We start from the raw sequence: 23,276 nt of genomic DNA, 5'->3' as shown, positions 1-23,276 counted from the left end.
GCTACTGGCCAAGCTCCAGCGTGCAGCTTTCATTGAGGCTCGGCCGTGACAGGGTGATGCGGCTGAGGCCCGGAAGCTCTGCCTTGATCTCACGCGCGGCCCAGAGGCAGATGCGCTCCAGCGTCGGCACTGACAGACCGTCGATCTCGTTCAGAAGCGAATGATCCAGCTTCTCTGCCGTCGCCTTAAGCGCCTCGGTCAGCTTGCTGAAATCCTCGACCCATTCCTCACCCGGCTTCACGCGGCCTTTGACAGCAGCTTCTAGGCGAAAGGAATGCCCATGCAGGTTGCGATACGGATGCCCTTCAGGCTTTCCGCCCATGAAATGCGCAGCCTCAAAGGTCACCGCCTTCGAGATCTCGAACACTTCGCCTGACGGGCTCAGGGCAGCCCGATCAGTTTGTGGGTTTGTAAGCTCAGTCGCCATTCCGGATGCTTCATACAGTAATCGGCCGCAGCCGCGATGTTTTCGGCCTGCCTGTTATCATCTTTGGGCTGAAGGAAGAAGTGTTCGAACTGCAGCGCAGCAAAACGCTCCGGCTGCGCCTCCAGCTCTGGCTGCGGATAGACGAGTTTCAGCTCATTGCCGCGAAGCTGCACGATATCAGAATTCGCCTTGGGCGACACGCAGACCCAGTCGAGGCTTGATGGCGCAGGCAGGGTCCCGTTTGTCTCTACGCCAACCTCAAAGCCGCGGGCATGCAGCGCAGCAATCGCCGCCTCGTCCAGCTGCAGCAGCGGCTCGCCGCCCGTACAGACGACGTAGCCTTGGGCGCCGCTTTCGCCGGTTTTCTCCCGCCACACGGAAACAACATGATCGGCCAGCGCATCTGCGCCTTTGAACTTGCCGCCATTTTCGCCGTCCGTGCCGACAAAATCTGTGTCGCAGAACTTGCAGACCGCGCTGTCGCGGTCGCGCTCCAGGCCGCTCCACAAATTGCACCCAGCAAAGCGCAGGAAGACAGCCGCACGCCCGGTCTGTGCGCCCTCACCCTGCAAGGTCACATAGGCCTCTTTCACGGAATAGGTTTTCACTTCTGGCGCTCCCGCCATTTGCGATAGCCCTTGGCACGCAGGTCGCAGGCTGGACAGTCACCGCATCCATAGCCCCAGTCATGGCGGGTGCGATGGTCACCCATATAACAGCTATGGGTCTTGTCGACGATAAGATCGACAAGCGCGTCGCCGCCTATGTCATAGGCGAGTTGCCATGTCTCAGCCTTGTCGAGCCACATGAGCGGTGTCTTGAGGGTGAACTGCCGGTCCATGCCCAGCGACAGCGCCTTCTGCTGCGCATCGATCGTGTCGCGACGGCAGTCCGGATAGCCGGAATAGTCCGTCTCGCACATGCCGCCGATGATCACGTCGATCCCGCGGCGCCAGGCCAGCGCGGCCGAAAGCGTCAGGAAGATGAGATTGCGACCCGGCACGAATGTCGATGGAAGGCCGTCCTCATCCTCTGTGATTTCGGTCTCGCGGGTGAGCGAGGTTTCGCTAATCTGGCCGAGGACGCCAAGGTCGATCAGATGGTCCTCGCCGAGCCGATCTGCCCATTGCGGAAAGTCCTGACGAATCGCGGTCAGCACATGCTCTCGCGCATCCAGCTCCACGCGATGGCGCTGGCCATAATCGAATCCCACGGTTTCAACGTGACGATAGCGCTTGAGGGCGGACGCGAGACACGTCGTGGAATCCTGTCCGCCGGAAAACAGGACAAGTGCTGATGATGACTGGCTCATAACCCGGGCAGATAGCAGAGCCACCATGTCGCTCCAAGCTAAACCTTCCTTAAGGTCAGCCCCCAGTTACCTAAAAAACACGGCGAATATTCAACTTCCCGTACGCCGAGTAAGTTGTTGACAAATTGTCACATCTACCGATCAACTATCCAGTGGGGCACGACCAAAAACAAAAAAGTCGGCCCATGAGGAAACGCAATCAATGAGACGGTCGACCAGAATGGCCGCTCATCTGGGAGGAGTTGAGATGACTAAAAAGACACCCGAAAAGTATCTGATGCTGGCCGGCGCCTCGGCGATCGCGCTCAGCATGCTTGCGCCGGTCGCGGCCGCGCAGGAAGGCGGCGACGTTGAGGTCCGCCGCACGCTTGGTACGGTTCTCGTGACCACGCAGAAGACTGAAGAATCCATTCAGGACGTTCCAATTGCAGTGTCGGCCTTCGATGAAGAAGCGCTCGAAAAGCTTCAGCTGACCGGCGGCCCTGACCTTGTCCGCTCTATCCCGAACGTCTCGTTCACCAAGGGCAACTTCGGCGGCTCGTACAACTTCAAGATCCGCGGCATCGGCGCCGACCTCGTCGCCCAGTCCGGTGACGCTGGCGTGGGTGTCCACCAGAACGATGTGCCGCTGACCGCCAACCGCCTCTTCGAGGCTGAATTCTACGACGTAGAACGCGTCGAAACCCTGCGCGGCCCGCAAGGTACGCTTTACGGCCGTAACGCCACGGGCGGCGTGATCAACGTCATCACCGCAAAGCCGGTTTTCGAGGAATTCCAGGCTGACCTGAACCTCACCTACGGCAACTACAACACCTTCAAAGCCAAGGGCATGCTGAACATCCCGCTCGGTGAGAAGGCTGCTTTCCGCGTTGCAGGCTCGCTCCTCCAGCGCGACGGCTATGTCGACAACGTCATCACCGGCAACGACATTGATGACCGTGATCTCTACGGCTTCCGCGCCACGCTCGCCGTAGAGCCAACCGACCGCCTCCGCGGCTGGGTCTCCTACGACTATTTCGAGGAAGACGATTCGCGTCTTCGTTCCGGCAAGCAGCTCTGTGACAAGGACCCGTTCCTCACGAGCTTTGCAAACATCCCAATCAACAGTGCTGACCAGATCTACACGACCCTTGGCTGTCAGGAGGCTTCCCTCAGCCAGTCTAGAGACCGTGTGAACTCTGCCGGTACGCTCGGCGGTGGCCTCGGTATTGCTGCTGGTCTCCTCAGCGGCGACGCATTCACCACACCTCTAATCCAGGATCTTCGCAAGATCGAGTCGGCCTTCGACCCGGTCTACAAGGCTGACCAGGAACTCTTCACCTGGAAAGCTGAGTTCGATCTCACCGATTCTCTCCTGCTGACCTATCTCGGCAGCTATAATGAGACCTCGGCAGTGTCCGTTGAGGACTATAACAAGATCGCGCCAAACGTTGCCTTCAACGATCTTTCCGCGATTCCTCCGGGCCTCAGCCCGACGGCTGACCTTTACAACGCCCTCTTCCCGGGCGGCGTCGTGAATGACCCTCAGCTTGGCGCGTCGAATACCTTCCGCACCTTCGACATCTCCGGCGGCGGCAGCGAGCAGACCACCCACGAGCTTCGCCTCCAGTCGGACTTCGATGGTCGTTTCAACTTCAATCTCGGCGCCATCTCGGTCGACTTTGAAGCCATCGACCCAGCTGATCCGACCGCTGGCTACGTCGTTCTCTCGAACACGCTGACAGCCCTGACGCAGTTCAACAATGCAACGGGCGGCGGCGTCTTTGGCGGCATCGTTCCAATCGATACGGCCGGTCCTTCGGTTGGCCCGGTCAGCAATTTCGGCGGCTTCGGCGGTAACTACTTCCGCTCGCTGTCACCTTACCGCCTCGAATCTTTCGCCGTCTTCGGTGAAGGCTATTTCGACCTGACGGACGATCTTCAGCTGACCATCGGCCTTCGCTATACCGATGACCAGAAGGAGCAGGACAACATCCCGACGGCGCTCTTCGTGCCGACCGGTGGTGCGCCAGCCAACCTCGCGCCGCAGCCAATTCCTGGCAACGACAATGATGATGCTGGCGACGGCACCTACAATGTCGCTTTCGAGGAAACCACCGGCCGTATCGGTCTCGACTGGCAGCCTGATTTCAGCTTCACCGATGACACGCTGATCTACGGCTTCTACTCGCGCGGCTATAAGGGCGGCGGCATCAACCCACCGCAACCAGCCGGTGCGTCGAACTTCCCGCAGACCTTCGATCCGGAGTTCATCGACTCCTACGAAATCGGTACGAAGAACACGCTTGCTTCAGGTGCCCTGCAGCTGAACGCGACGGGCTTCTACTACAACTATGAAGGCTACCAGATCACGCAGATCGTGAACCGCTCATCTGCGAACTTCAACATCGACGCAAAGCTGCAAGGTTTTGAAGTCGAGACGATCTGGAACCCGGCATCGACCTTCGTCATCAATGCCAATCTCGGCCTTCTCGACACCGAGATCCAGGACACCTTCGCGATCGACGTGCTTGACCGCACCAATGGCCGCGCTGACCTGATCACGCTGAAGAACGCACAGACCTATTCGAACTGTGTTGTCTCGGCGCAGGGTTACGCGACCATCCTCGGCGCAATCCAGGCTGGTGCCCTCGCACCTGGCTCGACCGCAGGTCTCTGTGTCGGCGCGTTCGCTGGCGCTGAAGGCGCCTTCGGTGTGCCAACGGTCACTTACACCGACTCCAACGGTGTGACCCGGACCATTGGTGGCCTCACGCCATTCGATGGTGACGCGAAGGACCTTGACGGCAACTCCATCCCAGGCGCGCCGGAAACGACGTTCAGCCTCGGTGCCGAATACACCTTCGAAGGTATCTTCGGCGGGGCATGGGATGCCCGTATCCGCGGTGACTACTACTACCAGGGCGACAGCTTCAGCCGCGTCTGGAACACCACGGGTGACGAGCTGGAAAGCTGGAACAACCTCAACCTGGCGCTCGTCTTCTTCAATGACGAGAAAGGCCTCGAGTTCGAGATCTTCGGCAAGAACGTCACCGATGAGGAGGTCATCACCGGCCGCTACCTCACCGATGACAGCTCCGGCCTGTTCTCGAACATCTTCCTGACCGAGCCGCGCCTCTACGGTGTCCGTCTCCGCAAGAGCTGGTAGTCAGGTCTGAAACCCAAACAGGAAGGGCGGTCTCGAAAGGGCCGCCCTTTTTCTTTGCGTCCCTCATTTGCGTTGCCCGCCCGAGGGCCTAGATTAAGCCCCAGACAGTCATCGGAGAGACCATGAAATTCCTGGCATTGACGGCGAGCGCCCTCATCCTCGCAGCGGCCTGTTCCCAGCCCGACAGCGAGCCAACAACCCCGGTCGAGGACGCAGACAGTTCAGCGGTTGAGAGCGAAAACGCCGAGGCAGGCGACGCCTCCCCCGAAGCCATCATTAGCGAAGATGGCTTCCGCCTGACGCCGGTTGCCGAAGGCCTCGAATTCCCGTGGGACATGCTCTTCCTGCCTGATGGCTCCATGCTCGTCACCGAACGCAGCGGCGCCATTCGCCTGGTTCGCGATGGCGAGCTTCTGCCAGAGCCTGTCGCCGGGACGCCCGAAGCGCATGTGAATGCACAAGGCGGCTATTTCGCCATGGCGCTCGACCCGGACTTCGCGAGCAATCGCAAGCTCTACCTCGCTTTCGCCAAGGGCACGGCCGAAGAGAACACCACCGCCGTCGTCTCCGGCGTCCTGTCGGATGATGCGAGCGAGCTGACCGATGTGCAGGAAATCTTCACCGGCGCGCCGCGCGAAACCTCCCACCATTATGGCGGGCGGCTTGCCTTCCTGCCCGATGGCACGCTCATCATCACGCTCGGCGAGGGCTTCCGCTATATGGAAGAAGCCCAGAACCCCCAGAACTATCACGGCACGATCGTCCGCCTGAACACGGATGGCTCTTTCCCGGAGGATAATCCCTTCATCGACGGCGAAGGCGGCATGCCGGGCGTCTGGAGCTATGGCCATCGCAACGTGCAGGGCCTCGTCTGGGATGAAGCCCGCGAGACGCTCTGGGCGCATGAGCACGGGCCGAAGGGCGGCGATGAGCTGAACCGGATCGAAGCCGGCAATAATTATGGCTGGCCGGCCATCACCTATGGTGTGAACTATGACGGCACCATCATCACCGAAGACACTGAAGCGCCCGGCATGGAGCAGCCTGTCGTCAAATGGGTGCCTTCGATCGCCCCGTCGGGCATGGCGCTTGTCAGCGGCGATGTCTGGTCTGAGTGGGACGGCGACCTCATCGTCGGCGCCATGAACGGCCCGCGCGGCCAGAAGCTCGTCCACATCATGCTGGACGAGGAAGGCAACGTAACCGGTCAGGCCGACCTCATGGCCGATCTCGAAATTCCCTTCCGCGATGTCGCCATCGGCCCGGACGGCAATCTCTATGCGGCGACCGCCAATATGGACGGCGTCGTCTACCGCATCGACCGAAACGAATAGGCCACAGGAGCCACTTTTATGATCATTCTCCACCACCTGCGCATCGGGCGCTCGATCTTCACTGTCTGGCTGCTGGAAGAGCTTGGCCTCGACTACGAGCTGAAGGTCTATCATCGCCATCCGCAGACTTTCCGTGCGCAGGAAGACCTGAAAGAAGCCACCCCGCTCGGCAAGTCGCCGACCCTCGAAATCGACGGCGTCATGATGACCGAGTCCGGCGCCATCGCTGCCTATCTCGTCGACCATTACGACCCGGACGGCAAACTCGCCCCGCCGCGCAGCGACAAGCAGGCCTGGGCCGAATTCCAGCGCTGGCTGCACTATCCGGAGGGCTCTGCCTTCCTGCCGCTCTTCATGCGGATGCTGCAGGCGCGCGAAGGCGACAATCCTTCTCCGGTTCACAAGGCGTTTGCCGATGGCGAGGTGCCACTCCATCTCGGCCTGCTCGACAAGCAGCTTGAAGGCCGTGAGTTCATCCTCGGCGATACCTTCCAGGCGCCAGATATCGGCGTCACCTATATCTGCAACATGGCCGAGCGGCTTGGCGAGCTCGGCCCCTACAAGAACCTGCAGGCCTATTATCAGCGCAACATGGAACGCCCTGCTTGGAAGCGCGCCAAGGAACGCGCTGTCGAGTAGCGCACTCGGTTCCCCACCCCGACCCTCCCCGCCCGCGGGGAGGGGGCGATGCTCACAATGGGGGGCGCAAGTTCAAAGCTCTGCGAAACGGTATTCCCTCCCCTCTGGGAAGGGTTAGGGTGGGACGGCACCTAACGCCGCGAGCGCATTGCGGCTGCCAGCGTACCTTCATCCAGATGATCAAGCTCACCGCCATGCGGCACGCCCTGGGCGAGCCGCGTGGTGGTCACGTCCAGGCCTTCCAGCTGGTCGCGCACATAGTCGACAGTGATCTGCCCGTCGAGCGTGGCGCTTAGCGCGAAGATCACTTCCTTGACCTCGCCGCCTTTGACCCGGTCGACCAGCATGCCGATGGTCAGGTCTTCAGGCTCCACGCCGTCGAGCGGTGAGAGCACGCCGCCAAGCACATGATAGCGCCCGCGAAAGGCGCTCGCGCGCTCCAGCGCCCAGAGGTCCGGCACATCCTCAACCACGCAGATGACGCTGTCGTCCCGGCCTGTATTTTGGCACACGGCGCATGGCTGCAGTGTGTCGTAATTCCCGCACGTCTTGCACTGTTCGATCCGGTTACCGGCCTCGGCGAGCGCATCCGCGAGTGGCATCAGCAGCTGGTCCTTGCGTTTCAACAAGTGCAGCGCCGCGCGCCGGGCCGAGCGCGGGCCTAGACCGGGAAGCTTCCCGATCAGCTCGATCATTTTCAGGATTTCAGGTCCGGCGCTCTTCTGGCTCATTGAAGCTTAGAACGGCATCTTGAAGCCGGGCATCATGCCGCCAAAGCCGGATGTGGCTTCCTTCATGGCCTTTTCCATTTCCTCGTCGAGGCGTTTGCGCGCATCGCCGTGCGCCGCCTTGACCAGGTCTTCGATGATCTCGGCTTCGTCTTCCAGAAGGGACGGGTCGATGCTGAGGCTGACCATTTCGCCCTTGCCGCGCAGGCGAACCTTGACGAGGCCAGCGCCTGCAATGCCTTCAGCTTCGATCTGTTCGATCTTCTGCTGGGCTTCCTGCATCTTGGCCTGCATCTCCTGGGCCTGCTGCATGATCTTTGAGAGGTCTTTCATACCCACGGGACCTAGCCTTTCCTTTGATTGGCAACGCGCAAGGGGACGACATTGTCCTCAGCGACGGGCTCTTCAAGTGTATCGCTGCCGCGCACGTCCAGAATCGTGAGGCCGGGAATGGCGCTGATCGCGGCGGCGACATCCGTGTCGGCCTTTACTGCTTCGATCCGCTCACGCTTCAGCCGGTCCTCGCGCTCGCTGATGGTTTCGCCCGGCGTCTCGCCGCGCTTGGTGCTGACGTCCCACTCATGGCCGGTGGCAATCTCGAGGAAGTCTGTCAGCCGGCGCAGCAGATCGACCGGTGCGCCGTCTTTCAGGTCGCAGCTGATCGTACCATCGGCAAAAACGGATGGGCGGATATAGGCCTTCGCCTCGCCCCAGAGGACAGGCTCGCGCTCTTTTTCCAGAAGGTCGAGCACGTCTTCGAACTTTGAGAGGCGCGCGCCCGGGTCGCCGCCCACAGGCACGACATTCGGGTCGGACTTGCCGCCCTTACCGCGCGCGCTGGAGCCGCCGCTGCCGCCGCCTTCGGCGATCATCCGGGCCGCATCTTCTGGCGACGGCAGGCCCGCCGCCGTCACGAGACGCAGGATCACCATGCGCAGGGCGACGTCCGCCTCTGGCGCACTTTGCGTGTCGCGATAGCCCGATAGCAGTATCTGCCAGTTGCGCTGGGCCTGCGCCGGGGTGACGCTATCGGCGATCTGACGGGTCCGCGTCGTCCAGTCAGACGGGCCGGGCAGCGTATAGTTATCGCCCATGGCCTGAACCGTCGCGACATCAGCAGCGATCTCAAGCAGGTCCTTCATCAGGATCAGCGGGTCGGCGCCGATCTGTATCTGGTCAGTGATCTCGCTCACCGCCTCGCTCGCCTTACCGGTCACCGCATATTCAAACGCATCGAGCAGGCGAAGCCGGTCGCCGAGGCCCAGCATGTCGCGCACCGCAGCGCCTGTAATCTCGCCTCCATCGAGGCCCTGCACGATGGCCTGATCGAGGATGGAAAGACCGTCACGGACGGACCCTTCAGCGGCCCGCGCAATAAGTGTGATGCCCTCTTCGGAAATCTTCGCGCCTTCGCGGCCAGCGATCTTGCCGAGATGGGCGGCAAGCTCGCCCGTATCGAGGCGTTTGAGATCAAAGCGCTGACAGCGCGACAGCACCGTTACGGGCACTTTGCGGATTTCAGTCGTCGCGAAGATGAACTTCACATGCGGCGGCGGCTCTTCCAGCGTCTTCAGAAGCGCATTGAAGCTCGCCGTCGAGAGCATGTGAACTTCGTCGATGATATAGACCTTGTAGCGCGCCGAGACGGGCGAATAGCGCACCCCGTCGAGAAGGTCGCGCATGTCTGCCACACCCGTGCGGGAAGCGGCATCAAGCTCCAGCACATCGGGATGGCGGCTTTCCATGATCGCCTTGCAGTGCTCACCAGTCGGGTCGAGCTTGAGGCTCGGGCCTGGATGATCCTCACCCTCATAATTGAAAGCGCGCGCCAGAAGCCGGGCCGTCGTCGTCTTGCCGACACCGCGAACGCCGGTCAGCATGAAGGCGTGGGCGATGCGATTAAGCTCGAACGCGTTGCGCAGCGTGCGGACCATCGCCTCCTGACCGATCAGGTCAGAGAAAAGCTTCGGGCGATACTTGCGCGCCAGCACCTGATAGGACGGCCCACCCGAACCGGGGGCAGCTTCTTCCTCCGCAAACATGGAGAAAGTCGCGTCATCGCGCTCATCGTCGCCGGGAAGGTCAGTTTCATCAGTCATCGGTGACTTACTAATGGCAGGGACTCGGGGATCTCGGCAATGGCGCGCCAGCGGTTTTGCAGCCTTTGCCTGTGAACCGATCGACCTAGCTCCAGCCTGCGATGACCAAGGCACTCCTGATCTTTCCGCACCATCTGTTCAACCACCATCCGGGGCTCGACAAGCGCCCGGACCGGATCTGCCTTGTCGAGGACACACTGTTCTTCGGCGACCGGCAATATCCCATGGCCTTTCACAAGCAGAAGCTCTGGCTGCACCGCGCAAGCATGGCGCGCTATGCCAAACGGCTTGAAGGGTTGAAGCCGGAATTTGAATATGTCCGCTATGAGGCTGGCAAGCCTTTGCTGAAACCTCTTATAGCACGGCTTGCCAAGGCGGGGATCAAGGAGATCGTCACCTGCGACCCGTCTGACTTCATCTTGGAAAAGCGCCTCAAGGCTTATTGCGAGGATCATGACCTCGACCTCACCCTGATCAATACACCGCTCTTCCTCAATACGCCGGGCGAGAACCGGGCGTGGCGGGAAGATAACAAGTCCTGGTTCCAGGCCGAGTTCTACAAGCGCCAGCGCCGTCATTTCGATGTCCTCATGAATGGCGACAAACCAAAGGGCGACCAGTGGAGCTTTGACGGTGAGAACCGCAAGAAGGTGCCGAAAAAGCTGAGAGACAGCGTTCCCCAGCTTGCCCCAAGAGAACCCGACGACATCGAGGAAGAGGCCCGGCAATCAGTCGAAAAGGACTTCCCCGATAATTATGGCTCCCTCGACAAGCTCTACTGGCCGACCAGCCATGAGGATGCGGAGAGCTGGCTTGGCGCATTCCTGAATGAGCGGTTCGAGCTGTTCGGGCCTTATGAGGACGCCATCCTGGAGGGCGAAAGCCTGCTTTGGCATTCGGCGATCACGCCCATGCTGAACATTGGTCTGCTCACCCCGCAGCTGGTTCTGGATGCGGCGAAAGCCTTCATCGAGACGAAAGACATTCCGATGAACTCGGCCGAGGGCTTTATCCGTCAGGTCATTGGCTGGCGGGAATTCATGCGCGCGACCTATGAGGATATCGGCGTGCCAATGCGCACGACCAACCATTGGGGCCATACGCGCCGCCTGCCGGAAAGCTTCTGGACCGGCGAGACGGGGATCGACCCCATCGACGATGTCATCAAGCGCATCCTGAAGACCGGATACTGCCACCATATCGAGCGGTTGATGGTGCTCGGCGGGTTCATGTTCATCTGCGAGATCGACCCCGACGATATCTACAAATGGTTCATGGAGATGTTCGCTGACTCCTATGACTGGGTCATGGTGCCGAACGCCTATGCGATGAGCCAGAATGCCGATGGCGGGCGCATCACGACGAAGCCTTACTTCTCCGGCTCAGCCTATATCCGCAAGATGGGCAACCATGAGATAGGCGACTGGTGCGATATCTGGGATGGCCTTTACTGGCGCTGGATCTGGCGCAACCGCGAGCAGCTGGCTGGCAACCCACGCTGGGCGATGATGGTGTCCATGGCCGAGAAGATGGACGGCGAAAAGCGGGATCGGCATCTGAAGACTGCGGCCAATTTCTTGCGGGGATTGGGGTAGGACTCTCTCTTCTCCCTTCTCCCGATTGCGGGAGTGGTTCGACTTCGCTCACCATGAGGGGGCCGGGGATGAGGGCTGAAACGGCACTGATTGGCCGACGGTTGGCAGCGACCACTTACCTGGGCGCCCTCACCCCTGCCCCCTCTCCCGCAATCGGGAGAGGGGAATGCGTTTCGCTTAAAGGTCTGCCAGCACCAGCGGCCGCAGGCCCGGTCGGGTGCGGCTTTTCAATCGATTTCACCTGAGGTCAGCGCGTACGCCCGCGTCCTCCGACTTCGCTCAGGATGAGGGCGTTTGGGATTGCAGGCTAAGGCGGGAGCATCACCTGTGGCAGGCCGGCGATGGCATCGCCCTGCCCTGCCAAAACGCCGCCAATACCCATCATCAACACGAACAGGGCAAAGCCCTCGCCAGCACGCGCCATCAGCGCTTGCGCGCGGGCGTCGGGATCGAGCTTTTCCCATGGGGTGCGGGCGGCGTAGGCCGTCCAGTCGCATGGGTCCTTTGCGTCCTCGCGGACATCCAGCGTGATATAGATCCGCCCATTGCGGGCCACCGCATAACCGACAAGGCCGGAGCCGCCTTCGGCGCGGCGCGCCTTCAGATAGGCCTCAAGCCGGTAAAGGTCCCAGAAGAAGACCGGCCAGAGCCAGACTTCCAGGACCGCAAGCGTGCTGAGGATGAAGGAGCGCTTGACCATGGAGGCGACCATAGTCGGGCCGCCAGGGGGGCGGATAAATTCGGTGCAAGGGCGGTGCATCTGCCGGTGTACTGGCGGTGCAGCCACGGTGTTTAAGAGGGATGCTGGTGTAGGCGCTGGACATTCGCCCCGCCGGGGTGAAAATCAGGCGGGACAATTTTCCAAGGCTTTTGTGGTGGGAGGCCTCTTCATGCTCAGATTGGTCAAGGCAGCGCTTCTGGCGGCGTCCTTCTTCGGCGCGGCGCATGCCCAGAATTTGGTCATCACGCCAGTGCCCGAAGCGCCGTGGGCAGAGCCCGGCAGCGTCACATACCTGCAGAATGAGCGCGCCAAGACGCTCTATGCCAGCGGGCAATATGAGGAGGCGCGCCAGATCTGGGAGAGCCTTATCCCTTATGGGAGCCTTGAGGCGCACACCAATCTCGGCGTCTATTATCGCCAGGGCAAAGCCGTCACGCCCGACTATGACAAGGCAGTCGCTCTCTGGCAGGTGGCGGCGGCGCAGAACTTCCCGCCGGCGCTCTATAACCTCGCCGCGCTTTACCGTGAGGGCTGGCCCGGCCATCCGGCAGACCCGCAAAAGGCGTTTGAGACCTATGTGATGTCGGCGCGCGCGGGCAATGAAACGGCAGCCTACGTCGCCGCGCAGATGGCCTTCAATGGCGAGGGTGTGCCCGTCAATTTCGAGGATGGCCACAGGCTGCTGCGCCTGTCTGCAGACCTTGGGCATCCGAACGCCTTCCTCACTATGGGCAAGTTCGATGAGCTTGGCCTCAATCCGGAGGGCGACCTCCTCTCTGCCCGCGAATGGTATGAGAAGGCCCAATCCATGGGCCATCCGATGGCGGCGAGCGCCATTGCCTCCCTGCCCCCGCTCGACATTGAATTTGCGACCACGCTGATGCGTCAGGGCCGCCACAGGCAGGCGTTTGACGTGGCCTATGACCTCTGCTGGCACCGGGATGATGTCTATGCCTGCGAGCTGGCCGGGCGCTATGAACTGCTCGGCGCGGACGGTGTGGCGCGCAACTATTTCAATGCGTCCATGTCGCTGGAAAGAGCCTGCGACGCCAATGTGCACGAAGCCTGCGTCAACTTTGCCCATGCGGTCGCCGAGGGCAGCCAGCGCACGCCGGAGATCTATCCGCGCCTGCTATTCAGGAAAGCGGAGAATAGCTACGCCGCCGCCTGCGACCATGAGGAGAACTACAATGCCTGCGCGGGCGTCGTCTTCTTCAACTACTATCCCTATTTCGGCCTCTCGAGCCGCGACCGGATCATGAAGTATGGCGCGCGCGGCTGTATCCAGGGCGGCAACCAGTTTGCCTGCGATGTCTGGATGCCGATGTTCAACGCCTCGCTGCCGGCCGTGCCGCGCGAGCGAAGCAGCTCCGGCTTTGGCAATTTCCTCGGCAATACGCTGACCGCCGTGGTAGGCGGGCTGGCCGCTGGGGCAGAGGCCTATGCGGCGAATAGCGGGAGTTCGAGCAGCTATTCCGGCTCATCCTATTCGAGCGCATCAAGCAGCCAGAGCTCCACCGGCAGCATGCGGGACTTCAACCAGTATCTGCGGGCAGTGAACTCCATCGGAACGGCGTATTCCGCGCCGTGTCCGGCGAGCAATCCTTATTGTTGATAATGATACATCCGCTCATCCCCGCGAAAGCGGGGATCTCGTGAGGCTATGGTTGCGCTCAGACTGGCTGAGATCCCCGCCTGCGCGGGGATGAGCGGAGCTTAGATTGTGCCGAGCCCCCCGCCCTCATCCTGAGCTTGTCGAAGGAGGAGGGCGGTGAGCGGAGCGCTTTAGAAAAAACACATGCCCAGCCCCCTGCCCTCTACCCTGATTGCAGCCTTGTTTCTCACCGCATGCGCCGCTTCCCCGGCCGCAGCCGACCAGAATGCAGCGGACAGGGCCGCGCGCGACCTGATCGATCGGCTCGGGGCCCAGCAGACCTTTGCGATGCTCGGCTGGCAGCAGAATGGCGACTATAAACCGGCACAGGCCTGTTTCGAGGCGTGGGCGGCGGCCGCCGATTTCACCGCGCCGAACCTGCCAGATTGCGACGCCCACGCCGAAGACCTCGCCCGGCTCTATGCCTCCTATGGCACAGAGGTCGACCCGGTTGCTTTCAAGTCAGGCGCCTATTGGGCCGGGTGGGCGGACTTTAGCCTGGCGTTTCCGGGCCTCGTTGCGGACTGGGAAGCGGCCGGCGGCAGTGAGGATGATGCGAGTTTTCTCACCCACCCGGTCTGCGCGGCGCCGCTGCAGCAGGGCTGGGAAGGCTCGGCCTATTTTTACGACGGCGCCGAACATCCGCTGTGCCGGCTCTACAAGATCGACCCGGTCGCGGCGGCGCAGTAGGGGGGGCTTCTCCCTTCTCCCTCGGGAGAAGGGCCGGGGATGAGGGGGGACTGGGTGTTCGGCCAATCACTTACGTTTCAGTGATGCGAGGTGATGGCATCACTGAAACGGAACCACTTTGCCCAAACGTAGCTCCCCCTCACCCCTACCCCTCTCCCCAAGGAGAGGGGAATGCCGCAGTATTTTACCCACCTCCCGGAGATACCTGCGTCCTTCGACTTCGCTCAGGATGAGGGGCAGGTATCCCTTCGAAGCGCCCGGAAATCAGTCCGGTGGACTGATTTTAGCGAAGAAGGCCACGGCAGTAGCGTGGCTCACCAGCAGCGGAGCACCCCGTCTCAACCGGGCCACTATGGACCCCTGCCCGCATGGTGAGCGAAGTCGAACCACGCAGGGGTCTTCGGAGCGTTGGTTCTCATTTTGAAATGTCGAGTGACCGCCCTGTTTCAGACCCTCAAGAACAACGCGCCCACTTACCGGAGATACCTGCGAAGGCAGGTATCTATGGTGCACCACCAGCACCGAAGCACCCCGCTTCAAACGGACCATTATGGACCCCTGCCTGCGCAGGGGTCTTCGGCACGTTGGTTCTTATTTGAGACGCCGAGTGACGGCCCTGTTTCAGGCCCTCAAGGCCGGGGCCGCTGCGCGGTGCCTGCGGCAGCCTTGACCGCCTGAAACCGGACGGTCTTTGGCTGGCTATGGCCGAATGGCGGGGTCCGCCGTTCGGGCGATAGTAATTTCTCTAATCGACCAAAATCAACTAGGGCTATAATCAGGGAGGACATGATGCATCAGGAAAACAGCGAAGAAGCAGATATAGGGCCACTTCCTCAAGTTCGCCTCGTGATCATCGCGGTCGTCACAATACTCATTTTGTGGACTCTCAATCTCATTATTGGGCTAGTCCCACAGTTTTCTGCTGCCAGAGGAACATTTGGAGACGTATTTGGAGTCTCCAACTCACTATTTTCCGGTCTTGCTCTAGCCGGCGTAATCTATGCGATCCTACTTCAAAGATCTGAAATCAGGTTAGCAAAGGAAGAATTGAAAAGAACGAAGAAGATATTTGAGGAGCAATCCGCAAGCCTATCTCTACAAAATAGAGAAACAAAAAAGCAAATATTTGAGAACACTTTTTTTCAAATACTTAGAGTGTTCACTGACCTGACATCTAATTTAGACTTGGTTGGTCGAAATGAAATTCACGGGAAAGATGTGTTTCGAACCATCTCCAATGAACTAAGCTCCAAGGCGATGAGCAATAGACAAAACAATAGGTCATCTGAATACGGACCTGTTTTCAATCAAGTATACCTAAAACACCAAGATGATTTGGGGCACTATTTTAGAGTACTATACAACATCGTTAAGTTTGTAGATCGATCAGAAATCGATGATAAAAAATTTTATACAAATATAGTTCGAGCTCAATTATCAAATGCAGAGCTTCACCTTCTTTTATACAATGGGTTGTCGTCAAACGGGGCTGAAAAATTCAAGCCACTGCTGGAAACGTATGCGTTTTTTGACAACCTTCCGTTACGGTATATCAAATTTGAAGATGCCGTCGCGCAGTATTCTGAAAATGCATTTGGCGACAACGCCGAGGTTATCAAGCTTCGCAACAAGATAATAAAATAGCGGAGACTGGACAGTGACCCGAAGCGAAACTCGTTAGGGCTGCTTCGTTCCCGACCTGACCCGGTTGGCGAGGACTTCGTCCACCGCCAGCCTCCTGACCCCCATATCGCGTTTTGAAAGCGGGGTGACAAGGGGGCGGATGCTGATAGGGATATCGGCATGGCTAATACGACCAATTCCGATTTCATCCCGCTGGGCGCGCGCCCGATTGACCGGGCGGGCCATCACCGCACCGATGCTGACTGGCTGGCGTCTGCCTATGCGCGCGATGATGTGCTTGTCCTGTTGATGCAGGGGGGCCTGCCTCTGCTGGTCAGGGATGGCGGGCTTGTCTGGCTGGGGCCTGAGGTGGCAAAGCTCGCGCCCGGGTCTGAGCCGCTGTTTCTCGGCCTCGACAAGAACGGGACGCCCGTCTTCGCGGTGGAGATGCCGGGGGACTTTGACGTTGAGGCGTCGCTGATCGCCGGGACGGGGGAGTTTACCGATTTTCGCCAGGCGATGGCGCTGATGAGCGAGATGGAAGCCAACCTCGCCTCTACCGCGCGGTCGCTGTTTGAGTGGCACCGCTCGCATCGGTTCTGTTCGCGCTGCGGCGCAGAGAGCGTGCGGGCCGAGGCTGGCTGGAAGCGGGCCTGCACCGAATGCACGGCTGAGCATTTCCCACGCACTGACCCGGTCGCCATCATGCTGGCCGTGAAGGGCGACAAGTGCCTTCTGGGGCGTCAGAAGATGTGGCCGAAGGGGATGTGGAGTTGCCTCGCTGGCTTTATCGAGCCGGGCGAGACGCTGGAACAGGGGGCTGCGCGCGAGGTGCATGAGGAGGCGGGCATCCACTGTGACCCGGCCAAGACAGAGTATCTGTTCTGCCAGCCCTGGCCGTTTCCGTCCTCGCTAATGATCGGGCTGATCCTGCCGGCCGAGAGCGATGAGATCGCCGTCGACAAGAATGAGCTGGAGACCGCGCGCTGGTTTTCGCGCGACGAAATCCGCCGCGTGCTGGCAGGCGAGCATGACGAGATGTTCGCGCCCCCGCCCTTTGCTGTGGCGCACCACATCATGAAGGAATGGGCCGAGCGGGAGAGTTAGGTTGGTGGTTCGCCCCCTCCGCCCTGCCGGGCACCTCCCCCGTTCACGGGGGAGGATGGCGTGACGCAAACGTGGGTGCTTTCCTAGACCGCTCATCCCCGCGCAGGCGGGGATCTCGTGAGGCAGTCTTTGCACCCTAACTGGCTGCCCCCCCCTTCGACCCGCATACGCGGGCCACTTCCCCCGTGAACGGGGGAAGAAGGACTAACGCTGATGGTGTGCCTTCCTCCCCCGCCGGCGGGGGAGGTGCCCGGCAGGGCGGAGGGGGCGTTCGAGGTTTGAGAGACCCGCCGGAACGAGATGCCGAAGCTGGCGTTTGTCTGTTTTTAGACGAGGGACCCCATCATGGACGTAATCCGTATTCTTCTGGCCATCCTGATCCCGCCGCTGGGCGTGTTCCTGCAGGTGGGTCTTGGCCTGCACTTCTGGCTGAACATCCTGCTGACGCTGCTTGGCTATGTGCCGGGCATCATCCACGCTGTCTGGGTCATCCTGCGCAAGTAGCGGGGCGCCAGTTTAGCGATTGATCGAGCGGTCAGACCTCCGGGTCTGGCCGTTTCTTTTTGTGGTCAGGGGGGCGCTAAAAACGGAACGCTGAAACGAGGAAGACCCCGCACTGAGGGGGAGGTGCGGGGTCTTCGAGCCGGAAGTGACAAGGCGGGGTGAGGGGAGGAGGGAATTTTGCCTTGTTACTTCAGAACCTCCGGCCAGTTTGTATTCGCCTTAACAATGTGCGCCGCCCAGTCTTGTTCCCAGCGTGATTGAATATTTTTGTTGTAGTTGAGGTAGAGCTTTCCATCGACGATCGCCCAGTGGTCTGCGTCGCCTTTTGCGGTGTAGCCTTCGGACACGGCCCAGGCGCAGTAACCCCCGAATTGTGGGGCGTATTTTTCGGGATCGGCGAGGAAAGTGTCGAGGTTTTCCTGGCTCGCAAAGCGGAACTCTGCGCCCTGATACTCGGTCCGGAAATCGCGGCTGCCTTTGACGGGGCGGCCTTCGGTGAAATAGGCGACCGGGTCGTGGCCTTCGACGGCGGTGTTGGAGAAGGTGCCGGTATAGACCGGCGCCTTGTCGGCATGGGCGGGCGCAGCGAAGGCGAGGCCAGCTGTGGCGAGCATGAGCGCGGCGGCGGCGTGTCTGATCATTGGGTTGGACCTTTCGAAGTAGTGAGGGAGGGCGCAGGGCCCGTCAGGGCGGCGGCAACACCGCCCGCAATGGCGGTGATTTCCCGGCGGCGGATGAAGATGAGGAGAAGCGAGGTCGCGAGCACGACGCAGGCCATGAAGAAGAGCCCGCCGCCATCATTGTTCGGGTCGATGCCAAGCGGCGTCCAGAGGTGGAAGTTCACCGCGCCGCTCATCACGGCAAAGGCGATGAGCGCGCCAAGGCCCTGAAGGCGTCGGAGGGCTGGCATGATGCCGAGAAGGAGACACGCGGCGGCCGCGAGTTCTGCGGTGCCGATGACATACTGGCTGAAGAGGCCGGTCTGGGCGAAGAGGCCCCCTGCCCCGAGGCTCTCTGCCCATGCGTCGAGCTTGCCGAAGATGACCTGCGTTTCCGGTGCATTGGTGAATTTGAAGCGCAGGCTGTCGAGGAAGACGAGCGATGCGATGACCGCGATAATGTGCGGCGCGAGTGATTTGATACGGTCCAGCATTGTGCGCCCCCTTTGGCCTGCCGTCTGTGGTGGCGAAGAGGTATAGACGAAGTCTCTCAACTGCGAATGACGCCTGCGTGACGGCGCGTCACGAAAGGGTGAACCACGCCGTGATAGGTGCGGTCCGCCCGGCCCTCGCGTTACGGAAGGCATGTGCCTATATGGAGGGACGCGCGGGCAAGACGGAGACGAGCGGCGATGGACAGGCTGGACGCAATGCGGCTCTTCATACGGGTCGCCGACACGGGAAGTTTCTCCAAGGCGGCCGCGGACCTGGAGATTGGCCAGCCGACGGTGTCGCGGCGCATCCAGGACCTTGAAGCCCAGCTTGGCGCGGACCTGTTCCTGCGAACGACGCGTGCGCTGAGCCTCACCGAGGCAGGCCAGACTTTCTATGCGCGGGCAAAGTCGATCCTTGAGTCTTTCGAGGCGGCAGAAGCCGAAGTGCGCGGGCTCGACAATGAGCCCGTCGGCCAGCTGCGCATCAGCGTGCCACATTCGCTGTCACGTGTCGTGATTGCGCCAGCGCTGGCGAGCTTCATGCGGCGCTATCCGGACCTGTCGTTGGATGTGATCTCCGACGATTCCTATACCGACATCGTGCAGGAGGGCGTCGATCTTGCCTTCCGGCTGGGCCAGCTTGCCGATTCAAGCCTGATGGCAAAGCGGATCGCCCTCAGCCCCCGCAAGCTCTGGGCTTCGCCCATCTATATCGCGCAACAGAAAACCGTGACCCGGCCAAGCGAGCTGGAGCCGAATGACGCGCTGTCGCTTCGCCAGCAGGCGGGCGCCGCAATGTGGGAGCTGTCGCACAAGGAGAGCGGGGAGACCGACAGTCTGCGCGCGGCCGGCCGGTTCCGCGCCTCGTCTGGCGACATGCTGATCCAGTGCGCGCAGGACGCGCTCGGCTATATCCTCGCGCCGGACTGGCTGGTCTGTGAGAAAGTGCGCGAGGGCCAGCTTGCGCGCCTGTTGCCAGAGTGGGAGGCCGAAGCCCTGCCGCTGAATGTGGTCTGGTCGGGCGGCAAACTGAAAGGCAAGGCCCGGCTTCTGGCGGACCATATTGCCGAAGCGATGAAGGCCAAGGAGTTGCAGGAGCCGGAGGCGGCATAAGCAGCGCAAATTGGCTGGGGCGTATATCGCCCCTTGTTTTGTTATACTATTACATTTAAGTGTCCGCTCCCTGCTGGTGAATGCCGGCTTCTGCAAACTCAGGAGCGCTGATGTCTTCTACCCTCGCCAATCGCGTGCTCGACGCGTCTGCCATCACATTGTCCGGGCTTTGCCTTGTTCACTGCCTCGCCCTGCCTGCGCTCGCTGTCGCTTTGCCACTGGCAGGACTGTGGGCCGAGCAGGAGTGGGTCCACCAGATCTTCGCCCTGTCGGCTTTGCCGATCACCGTATTTGCGATGACCCGCCCGTTTCACGAGGGGGCGCGCACCTCGTTTATCCTGCTGGCTGGAATTGGGCTGGCGTTACTGATCGGCGCCGCATTCATTGAAGGGCTTCATGACCTCGAAACGCCGCTGACCGTGGTGGGCGCCCTTCTGCTGGCGACGGCTCATATCCGGCGCTGGCGCCGCCAGCATGAGGCAGCGCTGACTACTGGAGCAGCCAAATGAGCGGCGAAGAAAACCCGTTCCTGAAATCCTTCCAGAACGCCGAAGCGGTCGCGGCCTATCATTCCGGGCCGAAGCAATTCACGCCGGGGCTTGAAGCCTTGCACAGGATGGTTGCGATCCTGCTCGAGGAGGTCGTGCCAGCCGATGCAAGGATTCTTGTTCTGGGCGCCGGCGGGGGTCTCGAATTGAAAGCGCTTGCCGATCGTCAACCTGGCTGGTCGTTTGAAGGCGTGGACCCGGCGGGGCCCATGTTGAAGCTCGCCCGTGAAACGCTGGGTGAGCATGCAAACCGCGTCCAGCTGATCGAGGGCTATATCGATGACGCGACCGCAGGGCCGTTCGACGGCGCTGTATGCCTTCTGACGCTTCATTTTCTTGCGCCAGATGAGCGCAATCGAACAGAAGAGGCTGTTCGCAACAGGCTGAAACCGGGTGCGCCCTTCGTGGTGGCACATGCCTGTCTGCCGCGCGAGACAGAAAGACGCGAAGCCTGGCTGGACCGGTATGCCGCCTTCGCGCGGTCCTCCGGCGCACCGGCAGAGAAGGTAGCGATGGCGAGAGCCGCGGTTTCAGCGGCAGATGTCATGCTGCCGCCCGAGGAGGATGTCGATATTCTGAGGCAAGCAGGCTTCAGCCGGGTTGAGCAGTTCTATGCCGCCTTCACCTGGCATGGCTGGGTTGGGTACGCTTGATGAGCGCGGTTTATCTGAGAGCTCAGCGCCGGATGTCTGACAGTACATGTGCTTGGAGGTCAGGAGATAATCCCTCAGACCGTTTTGCGGTCGAGGGTGACGCGTGACGGGATGGCTGGTCCGGGTGCTGATCTCCGCAGTCTCAGAAGAAAAGCCCCGCAGGTGCGACTGCGGGGCTTTTGCTATGTGCCTCTCTCCCTCGTCCTTCGACTTCGCTCAGGATGAGGGAGAGGGAGTGCAAATGGGACCGGAAGCCTACTGCTCGACGTCCATCGTTTCGGCTTCGGTCTCGACCTCGGTCGTTTCCGGGGTCGCGGCTTCGCCTGCCTTCACGTCTTCGATCCAGGTGTTGACGCGGCGCTCGAGCAGTTCAAGCGGGAGGGCGCCGCCGCCGAGGATGGTGTCGTGGAAACCGCGAATGTCGAAATCATCGCCAAGCTCCTCGCGTGCCATTTCGCGCAGTTCGAGGATCTTGATCATGCCGATCTTGTAGGCGGTCGCCTGGCCCGGCATCACGATGTAACGCTGGATTTCAGAGCGGGCCTGCTGGTCGGTGACGGCAGCGTTTTCGGTGAAGTACTCCCAGGCTTCCTCCTCGGTCCAACCCTTGGAGTGGAGGCCCGTGTCCACGACGAGGCGGATGGCGCGCCAGATCTCAGAGCCGAGACGGCCAAACTCAGACTGAGGCGTCTGGAAGGTGCCCGGCATTTCGCTGGCGAGGCGCTCTGAATAGAGGCCCCAGCCTTCGGAATAGGCGGTGAAGCCAGCCTGCGTGCGAAATTGCGGGATGTCCTGCAGTTCCTGCGCGATGGAGATCTGCATGTGGTGGCCCGGAAGCCCCTCATGATAGGCGATCACTTCAAGCTCACGCTTCGGCATGGAGGTCATGTCGGAGAGGTGAGCGTAATAGGTGCCGGGGCGCGAGCCGTCTGGCGTGCCCGGATAGTAGTGCTGGGCGGCGCCGTCCTGCTCGCGGAAAGGCTCCACGCGCTTCACGATGAGATCGGCCTGCGGAAGGATGCCGAAATATTCCGGCAGCTGGCCTTCGATATTGTCGATGGCAGCGGTGGCATCGGCGATGTACTGGTCAGCGCCCGCGTCATTGTTCTCATAATAGAGTTCACGTTCGTCGGTGTTCTCACGCAGGTAGACGAAGAATTCCTGCAGCGTGCCGTCGAAGCCGAACTCTTCCTTCACCGCTTCCATTTCGCCCTGCAGGCGCTCAACCTCTTCGAGGCCGATTTCGTGGATCTCGTCTGCGGTGAGGTCTGTCGTGGTCGAGACCTTGAGGCGGTAGTTGTAAAACTCTGCGCCGCCCGGCTGTGAGGTGAGGCCGGTCGGGTTTTCCGGGGCGTCTTCAAGCTCTGCCTCAGCCCATGCGATGAGGTTCTCATAGGCAGGCTGGAAGTCTTCGGTCAGCGCGGTTTCAGCCGCGGTCATCAGCTCTTCTGCGCGGGCTTCGTCGATCTCGCCGACTTCCTGAAGGTTCGAGATTTCCATCTGGACGTCAGCCCAGAGATCGGACGCCTCACCATCGGTGAACGGCGCGCCGGTGATGACCTTGCGGGACTGGTCGATCACGCCTTCAAGCGCGAAGTCTGGGGTTTCAACGCCGCGGCTTGCGCTTTCCTTGGCGATTTCGAGAAGCTGGTTGCCGGCGCGGGCGCCTTCGCTGATCCGCGAGATGTAGGCTTCCATGTCGGCTTCATTGTCGACGCGGTGGAACTGGATGAGGACGGTCGGCAGGAAGCTCTGCGCGCCATTCATCTGGTCGAAGGTGAAGCCGTTATAGAAGTACTGCATGCCTTCTTCGGCCTGCTCGGTCTGGTACTTCCAGATGTCCCAGGAGTTCTTCGCCTCTGGTGTCAGCTTGTCATAGTCGAAATTGGCTTCCATCTCGGCGAGCGTGTCGAGGCGCCACTGGAGCTGTTCCTGCGCGGCCTCATAGGACATGTCGTCGATTTCGTCATTGCGTTCCTTGCGGCCAAGGAAGGTGAGCCGGATCGGGCTCATCATGACCTGTTCTTCGTACTTCTCGTCGAACCAGGCATTGAGACGGGCCGTTTCAGCCTCGATCTCTGCGTCTGTCGCGGCGGCTGTTTCCGTCGTTTCGGCGCCCGCTTCCGGATTGTTGCCCTGCTGGGGCGCTGAGGTTTCACCACAGGCAGCAAGGATGAGGGCAAGGGCGGTGGCAGTCGCTGACAGCTTGACGCGCATGAAGAAAACTC

22 protein-coding genes and 1 other RNA gene are annotated in these 23,276 nt (G+C 60.8%); 12 read left to right on the top strand and 11 right to left on the bottom strand.

Annotation, left to right across the window (positions count from 1 at the left end):
* Nucleotide 1 precedes the first annotated feature (1 nt).
* Genes D1222_RS13465 through queC form a run of 3 tightly spaced genes read right to left on the bottom strand, consistent with a single transcriptional unit; the run spans nucleotide 2 to nucleotide 1,739 of the window.
* Complete coding sequence (locus tag D1222_RS13465; RefSeq protein ID WP_182481989.1) at nucleotides 2–427, bottom strand: 6-pyruvoyl trahydropterin synthase family protein; 426 nt, start codon at nucleotides 425–427, stop codon at nucleotides 2–4.
* A complete protein-coding gene (queE, locus tag D1222_RS13460; protein WP_119454781.1) occupies nucleotides 382–1,053 on the bottom strand; it encodes a 7-carboxy-7-deazaguanine synthase in 672 nt (223 codons plus the stop codon). Before queE ends, D1222_RS13465 begins: the two co-directional genes overlap by 46 nt.
* Nucleotides 1,032–1,739, bottom strand: coding sequence for a 7-cyano-7-deazaguanine synthase QueC (queC, locus tag D1222_RS13455; RefSeq protein ID WP_119454780.1), 708 nt, complete (start codon nucleotides 1,737–1,739; stop codon nucleotides 1,032–1,034). Before queC ends, queE begins: the two co-directional genes overlap by 22 nt.
* 247 nt (nucleotides 1,740–1,986) lie before the next feature.
* Here queC and D1222_RS13450 point away from each other — a divergent pair, with 247 nt between their 5' ends.
* From D1222_RS13450 to D1222_RS13440, 3 genes are all read left to right on the top strand, one after another.
* Nucleotides 1,987–4,887 carry a TonB-dependent receptor gene (locus D1222_RS13450; protein ID WP_233348767.1) on the top strand — a complete coding sequence of 967 codons (2,901 nt, stop codon included), beginning with the start codon at nucleotides 1,987–1,989 and terminating at the stop codon, nucleotides 4,885–4,887.
* A 122-nt stretch (nucleotides 4,888–5,009) separates the two neighbouring features.
* A complete protein-coding gene (locus D1222_RS13445; RefSeq protein WP_119454778.1) occupies nucleotides 5,010–6,221 on the top strand; it encodes a PQQ-dependent sugar dehydrogenase in 1,212 nt (403 codons plus the stop codon).
* An 18-nt stretch (nucleotides 6,222–6,239) separates the two neighbouring features.
* On the top strand, nucleotides 6,240–6,860 hold the full coding sequence (locus D1222_RS13440; protein ID WP_119454777.1) for a glutathione S-transferase family protein: 621 nt from the start codon (nucleotides 6,240–6,242) through the stop codon (nucleotides 6,858–6,860).
* 131 nt (nucleotides 6,861–6,991) lie between these two features.
* Here the strand turns inward: D1222_RS13440 and recR are convergent, their stop codons facing one another.
* From recR to D1222_RS13425, 3 genes are read right to left on the bottom strand one after another with little or no spacing between them, the layout of a single operon-like run.
* On the bottom strand, nucleotides 6,992–7,591 hold the full coding sequence (recR, locus tag D1222_RS13435) for a recombination mediator RecR (RefSeq protein ID WP_119454776.1): 600 nt from the start codon (nucleotides 7,589–7,591) through the stop codon (nucleotides 6,992–6,994).
* 6 nt (nucleotides 7,592–7,597) lie between these two features.
* Complete coding sequence (locus D1222_RS13430; protein WP_119378823.1) at nucleotides 7,598–7,921, bottom strand: YbaB/EbfC family nucleoid-associated protein; 324 nt, start codon at nucleotides 7,919–7,921, stop codon at nucleotides 7,598–7,600.
* Nucleotides 7,922–7,932: 11 nt separating this feature from the next.
* Nucleotides 7,933–9,687 carry a DNA polymerase III subunit gamma/tau gene (locus tag D1222_RS13425; protein WP_119454775.1) on the bottom strand — a complete coding sequence of 585 codons (1,755 nt, stop codon included), beginning with the start codon at nucleotides 9,685–9,687 and terminating at the stop codon, nucleotides 7,933–7,935.
* A gap of 101 nt (nucleotides 9,688–9,788) precedes the next feature.
* Here D1222_RS13425 and D1222_RS13420 point away from each other — a divergent pair, with 101 nt between their 5' ends.
* Nucleotides 9,789–11,282, top strand: coding sequence for a cryptochrome/photolyase family protein (locus D1222_RS13420; protein ID WP_119454774.1), 1,494 nt, complete (start codon nucleotides 9,789–9,791; stop codon nucleotides 11,280–11,282).
* Between the two features lie 307 nt (nucleotides 11,283–11,589).
* On the opposite strand, the gene D1222_RS13415 is transcribed toward D1222_RS13420, so the two are convergent.
* A complete protein-coding gene (locus D1222_RS13415; RefSeq protein ID WP_147371879.1) occupies nucleotides 11,590–11,982 on the bottom strand; it encodes a hypothetical protein in 393 nt (130 codons plus the stop codon).
* A gap of 190 nt (nucleotides 11,983–12,172) precedes the next feature.
* On the opposite strand from D1222_RS13415, the gene D1222_RS13410 reads away from it, so the two are divergent.
* From D1222_RS13410 to D1222_RS13400, 3 genes are all read left to right on the top strand, one after another.
* The gene (locus tag D1222_RS13410; protein ID WP_182481988.1) at nucleotides 12,173–13,618 is read left to right on the top strand and encodes a tetratricopeptide repeat protein; all 1,446 of its coding nucleotides are present in this window, start codon (nucleotides 12,173–12,175) and stop codon (nucleotides 13,616–13,618) included.
* 183 nt (nucleotides 13,619–13,801) lie between these two features.
* Nucleotides 13,802–14,347: a hypothetical protein gene (locus D1222_RS13405; RefSeq protein WP_119454771.1), complete on the top strand. Its 546-nt coding sequence runs from the start codon at nucleotides 13,802–13,804 to the stop codon at nucleotides 14,345–14,347.
* A 786-nt stretch (nucleotides 14,348–15,133) separates the two neighbouring features.
* Nucleotides 15,134–15,991 carry a putative phage abortive infection protein gene (locus D1222_RS13400; RefSeq protein ID WP_119454770.1) on the top strand — a complete coding sequence of 286 codons (858 nt, stop codon included), beginning with the start codon at nucleotides 15,134–15,136 and terminating at the stop codon, nucleotides 15,989–15,991.
* Here D1222_RS13400 and ffs read toward each other — a convergent pair.
* Nucleotides 15,990–16,086, bottom strand: an RNA gene (gene ffs, locus D1222_RS13395) — signal recognition particle sRNA small type. The genes D1222_RS13400 and ffs overlap by 2 nt on opposite strands.
* Nucleotides 16,087–16,150: 64 nt before the next feature.
* Between ffs and nudC the strand changes: the two genes are divergently transcribed.
* The gene (gene nudC, locus D1222_RS13390; RefSeq protein ID WP_119454769.1) at nucleotides 16,151–17,077 is read left to right on the top strand and encodes an NAD(+) diphosphatase; all 927 of its coding nucleotides are present in this window, start codon (nucleotides 16,151–16,153) and stop codon (nucleotides 17,075–17,077) included.
* 345 nt (nucleotides 17,078–17,422) lie between these two features.
* The gene (locus D1222_RS13385; protein ID WP_119378831.1) at nucleotides 17,423–17,581 is read left to right on the top strand and encodes a YqaE/Pmp3 family membrane protein; all 159 of its coding nucleotides are present in this window, start codon (nucleotides 17,423–17,425) and stop codon (nucleotides 17,579–17,581) included.
* Between the two features lie 185 nt (nucleotides 17,582–17,766).
* Here the strand turns inward: D1222_RS13385 and D1222_RS13380 are convergent, their stop codons facing one another.
* Both D1222_RS13380 and D1222_RS13375 read right to left on the bottom strand, forming a co-directional pair.
* Entirely contained in the window at nucleotides 17,767–18,195 is a 429-nt protein-coding gene (locus tag D1222_RS13380; RefSeq protein ID WP_182482021.1) for a YHS domain-containing (seleno)protein, read from the bottom strand.
* A 23-nt stretch (nucleotides 18,196–18,218) separates the two neighbouring features.
* On the bottom strand, nucleotides 18,219–18,734 hold the full coding sequence (locus D1222_RS13375; RefSeq protein WP_233348765.1) for a hypothetical protein: 516 nt from the start codon (nucleotides 18,732–18,734) through the stop codon (nucleotides 18,219–18,221).
* A 198-nt stretch (nucleotides 18,735–18,932) separates the two neighbouring features.
* Here D1222_RS13375 and D1222_RS13370 point away from each other — a divergent pair, with 198 nt between their 5' ends.
* From D1222_RS13370 to D1222_RS13360, 3 genes are all read left to right on the top strand, one after another.
* Complete coding sequence (locus D1222_RS13370) at nucleotides 18,933–19,847, top strand: LysR family transcriptional regulator (RefSeq protein WP_119454767.1); 915 nt, start codon at nucleotides 18,933–18,935, stop codon at nucleotides 19,845–19,847.
* Between the two features lie 110 nt (nucleotides 19,848–19,957).
* A complete protein-coding gene (locus D1222_RS13365; protein ID WP_119454766.1) occupies nucleotides 19,958–20,356 on the top strand; it encodes a MerC domain-containing protein in 399 nt (132 codons plus the stop codon).
* On the top strand, nucleotides 20,353–21,048 hold the full coding sequence (locus D1222_RS13360; protein WP_119454765.1) for a class I SAM-dependent methyltransferase: 696 nt from the start codon (nucleotides 20,353–20,355) through the stop codon (nucleotides 21,046–21,048). Before D1222_RS13365 ends, D1222_RS13360 begins: the two co-directional genes overlap by 4 nt.
* A gap of 255 nt (nucleotides 21,049–21,303) precedes the next feature.
* Here the strand turns inward: D1222_RS13360 and D1222_RS13355 are convergent, their stop codons facing one another.
* Nucleotides 21,304–23,265 carry a DUF885 domain-containing protein gene (locus tag D1222_RS13355; protein WP_119454764.1) on the bottom strand — a complete coding sequence of 654 codons (1,962 nt, stop codon included), beginning with the start codon at nucleotides 23,263–23,265 and terminating at the stop codon, nucleotides 21,304–21,306.
* Nucleotides 23,266–23,276 lie beyond the last annotated feature (11 nt).

Origin of the sequence: Henriciella algicola, assembly GCF_003576245.1 — a bacterium.
GTDB lineage: Bacteria > Pseudomonadota > Alphaproteobacteria > Caulobacterales > Hyphomonadaceae > Henriciella > Henriciella algicola.
The sequence above is the reverse complement of the archived record's forward strand: the minus strand, read 5'-3'. Positions and strand labels throughout refer to the sequence as shown.

Bases quoted from the DNA above. Each gene is read 5' to 3' on its own strand.
- D1222_RS13465 (WP_182481989.1), bottom strand. From the start codon at position 427: ATGGCGACTGAGCTTACAAACCCACAAACTGATCGGGCTGCCCTGAGC.
- queE (WP_119454781.1), bottom strand. From the start codon at position 1,053: ATGGCGGGAGCGCCAGAAGTGAAAACCTATTCCGTGAAAGAGGCCTAT.
- queC (WP_119454780.1), bottom strand. From the start codon at position 1,739: ATGAGCCAGTCATCATCAGCACTTGTCCTGTTTTCCGGCGGACAGGAT.
- D1222_RS13450 (WP_233348767.1), top strand. From the start codon at position 1,987: ATGACTAAAAAGACACCCGAAAAGTATCTGATGCTGGCCGGCGCCTCG.
- D1222_RS13445 (WP_119454778.1), top strand. From the start codon at position 5,010: ATGAAATTCCTGGCATTGACGGCGAGCGCCCTCATCCTCGCAGCGGCC.
- D1222_RS13440 (WP_119454777.1), top strand. From the start codon at position 6,240: ATGATCATTCTCCACCACCTGCGCATCGGGCGCTCGATCTTCACTGTC.
- recR (WP_119454776.1), bottom strand. From the start codon at position 7,591: ATGAGCCAGAAGAGCGCCGGACCTGAAATCCTGAAAATGATCGAGCTG.
- D1222_RS13430 (WP_119378823.1), bottom strand. From the start codon at position 7,921: ATGAAAGACCTCTCAAAGATCATGCAGCAGGCCCAGGAGATGCAGGCC.
- D1222_RS13425 (WP_119454775.1), bottom strand. From the start codon at position 9,687: ATGACTGATGAAACTGACCTTCCCGGCGACGATGAGCGCGATGACGCG.
- D1222_RS13420 (WP_119454774.1), top strand. From the start codon at position 9,789: ATGACCAAGGCACTCCTGATCTTTCCGCACCATCTGTTCAACCACCAT.
- D1222_RS13415 (WP_147371879.1), bottom strand. From the start codon at position 11,982: ATGGTCAAGCGCTCCTTCATCCTCAGCACGCTTGCGGTCCTGGAAGTC.
- D1222_RS13410 (WP_182481988.1), top strand. From the start codon at position 12,173: ATGCTCAGATTGGTCAAGGCAGCGCTTCTGGCGGCGTCCTTCTTCGGC.
- D1222_RS13405 (WP_119454771.1), top strand. From the start codon at position 13,802: ATGCCCAGCCCCCTGCCCTCTACCCTGATTGCAGCCTTGTTTCTCACC.
- D1222_RS13400 (WP_119454770.1), top strand. From the start codon at position 15,134: ATGATGCATCAGGAAAACAGCGAAGAAGCAGATATAGGGCCACTTCCT.
- nudC (WP_119454769.1), top strand. From the start codon at position 16,151: ATGGCTAATACGACCAATTCCGATTTCATCCCGCTGGGCGCGCGCCCG.
- D1222_RS13385 (WP_119378831.1), top strand. From the start codon at position 17,423: ATGGACGTAATCCGTATTCTTCTGGCCATCCTGATCCCGCCGCTGGGC.
- D1222_RS13380 (WP_182482021.1), bottom strand. From the start codon at position 18,195: ATGCTCGCCACAGCTGGCCTCGCCTTCGCTGCGCCCGCCCATGCCGAC.
- D1222_RS13375 (WP_233348765.1), bottom strand. From the start codon at position 18,734: ATGCTGGACCGTATCAAATCACTCGCGCCGCACATTATCGCGGTCATC.
- D1222_RS13370 (WP_119454767.1), top strand. From the start codon at position 18,933: ATGGACAGGCTGGACGCAATGCGGCTCTTCATACGGGTCGCCGACACG.
- D1222_RS13365 (WP_119454766.1), top strand. From the start codon at position 19,958: ATGTCTTCTACCCTCGCCAATCGCGTGCTCGACGCGTCTGCCATCACA.
- D1222_RS13360 (WP_119454765.1), top strand. From the start codon at position 20,353: ATGAGCGGCGAAGAAAACCCGTTCCTGAAATCCTTCCAGAACGCCGAA.
- D1222_RS13355 (WP_119454764.1), bottom strand. From the start codon at position 23,265: ATGCGCGTCAAGCTGTCAGCGACTGCCACCGCCCTTGCCCTCATCCTT.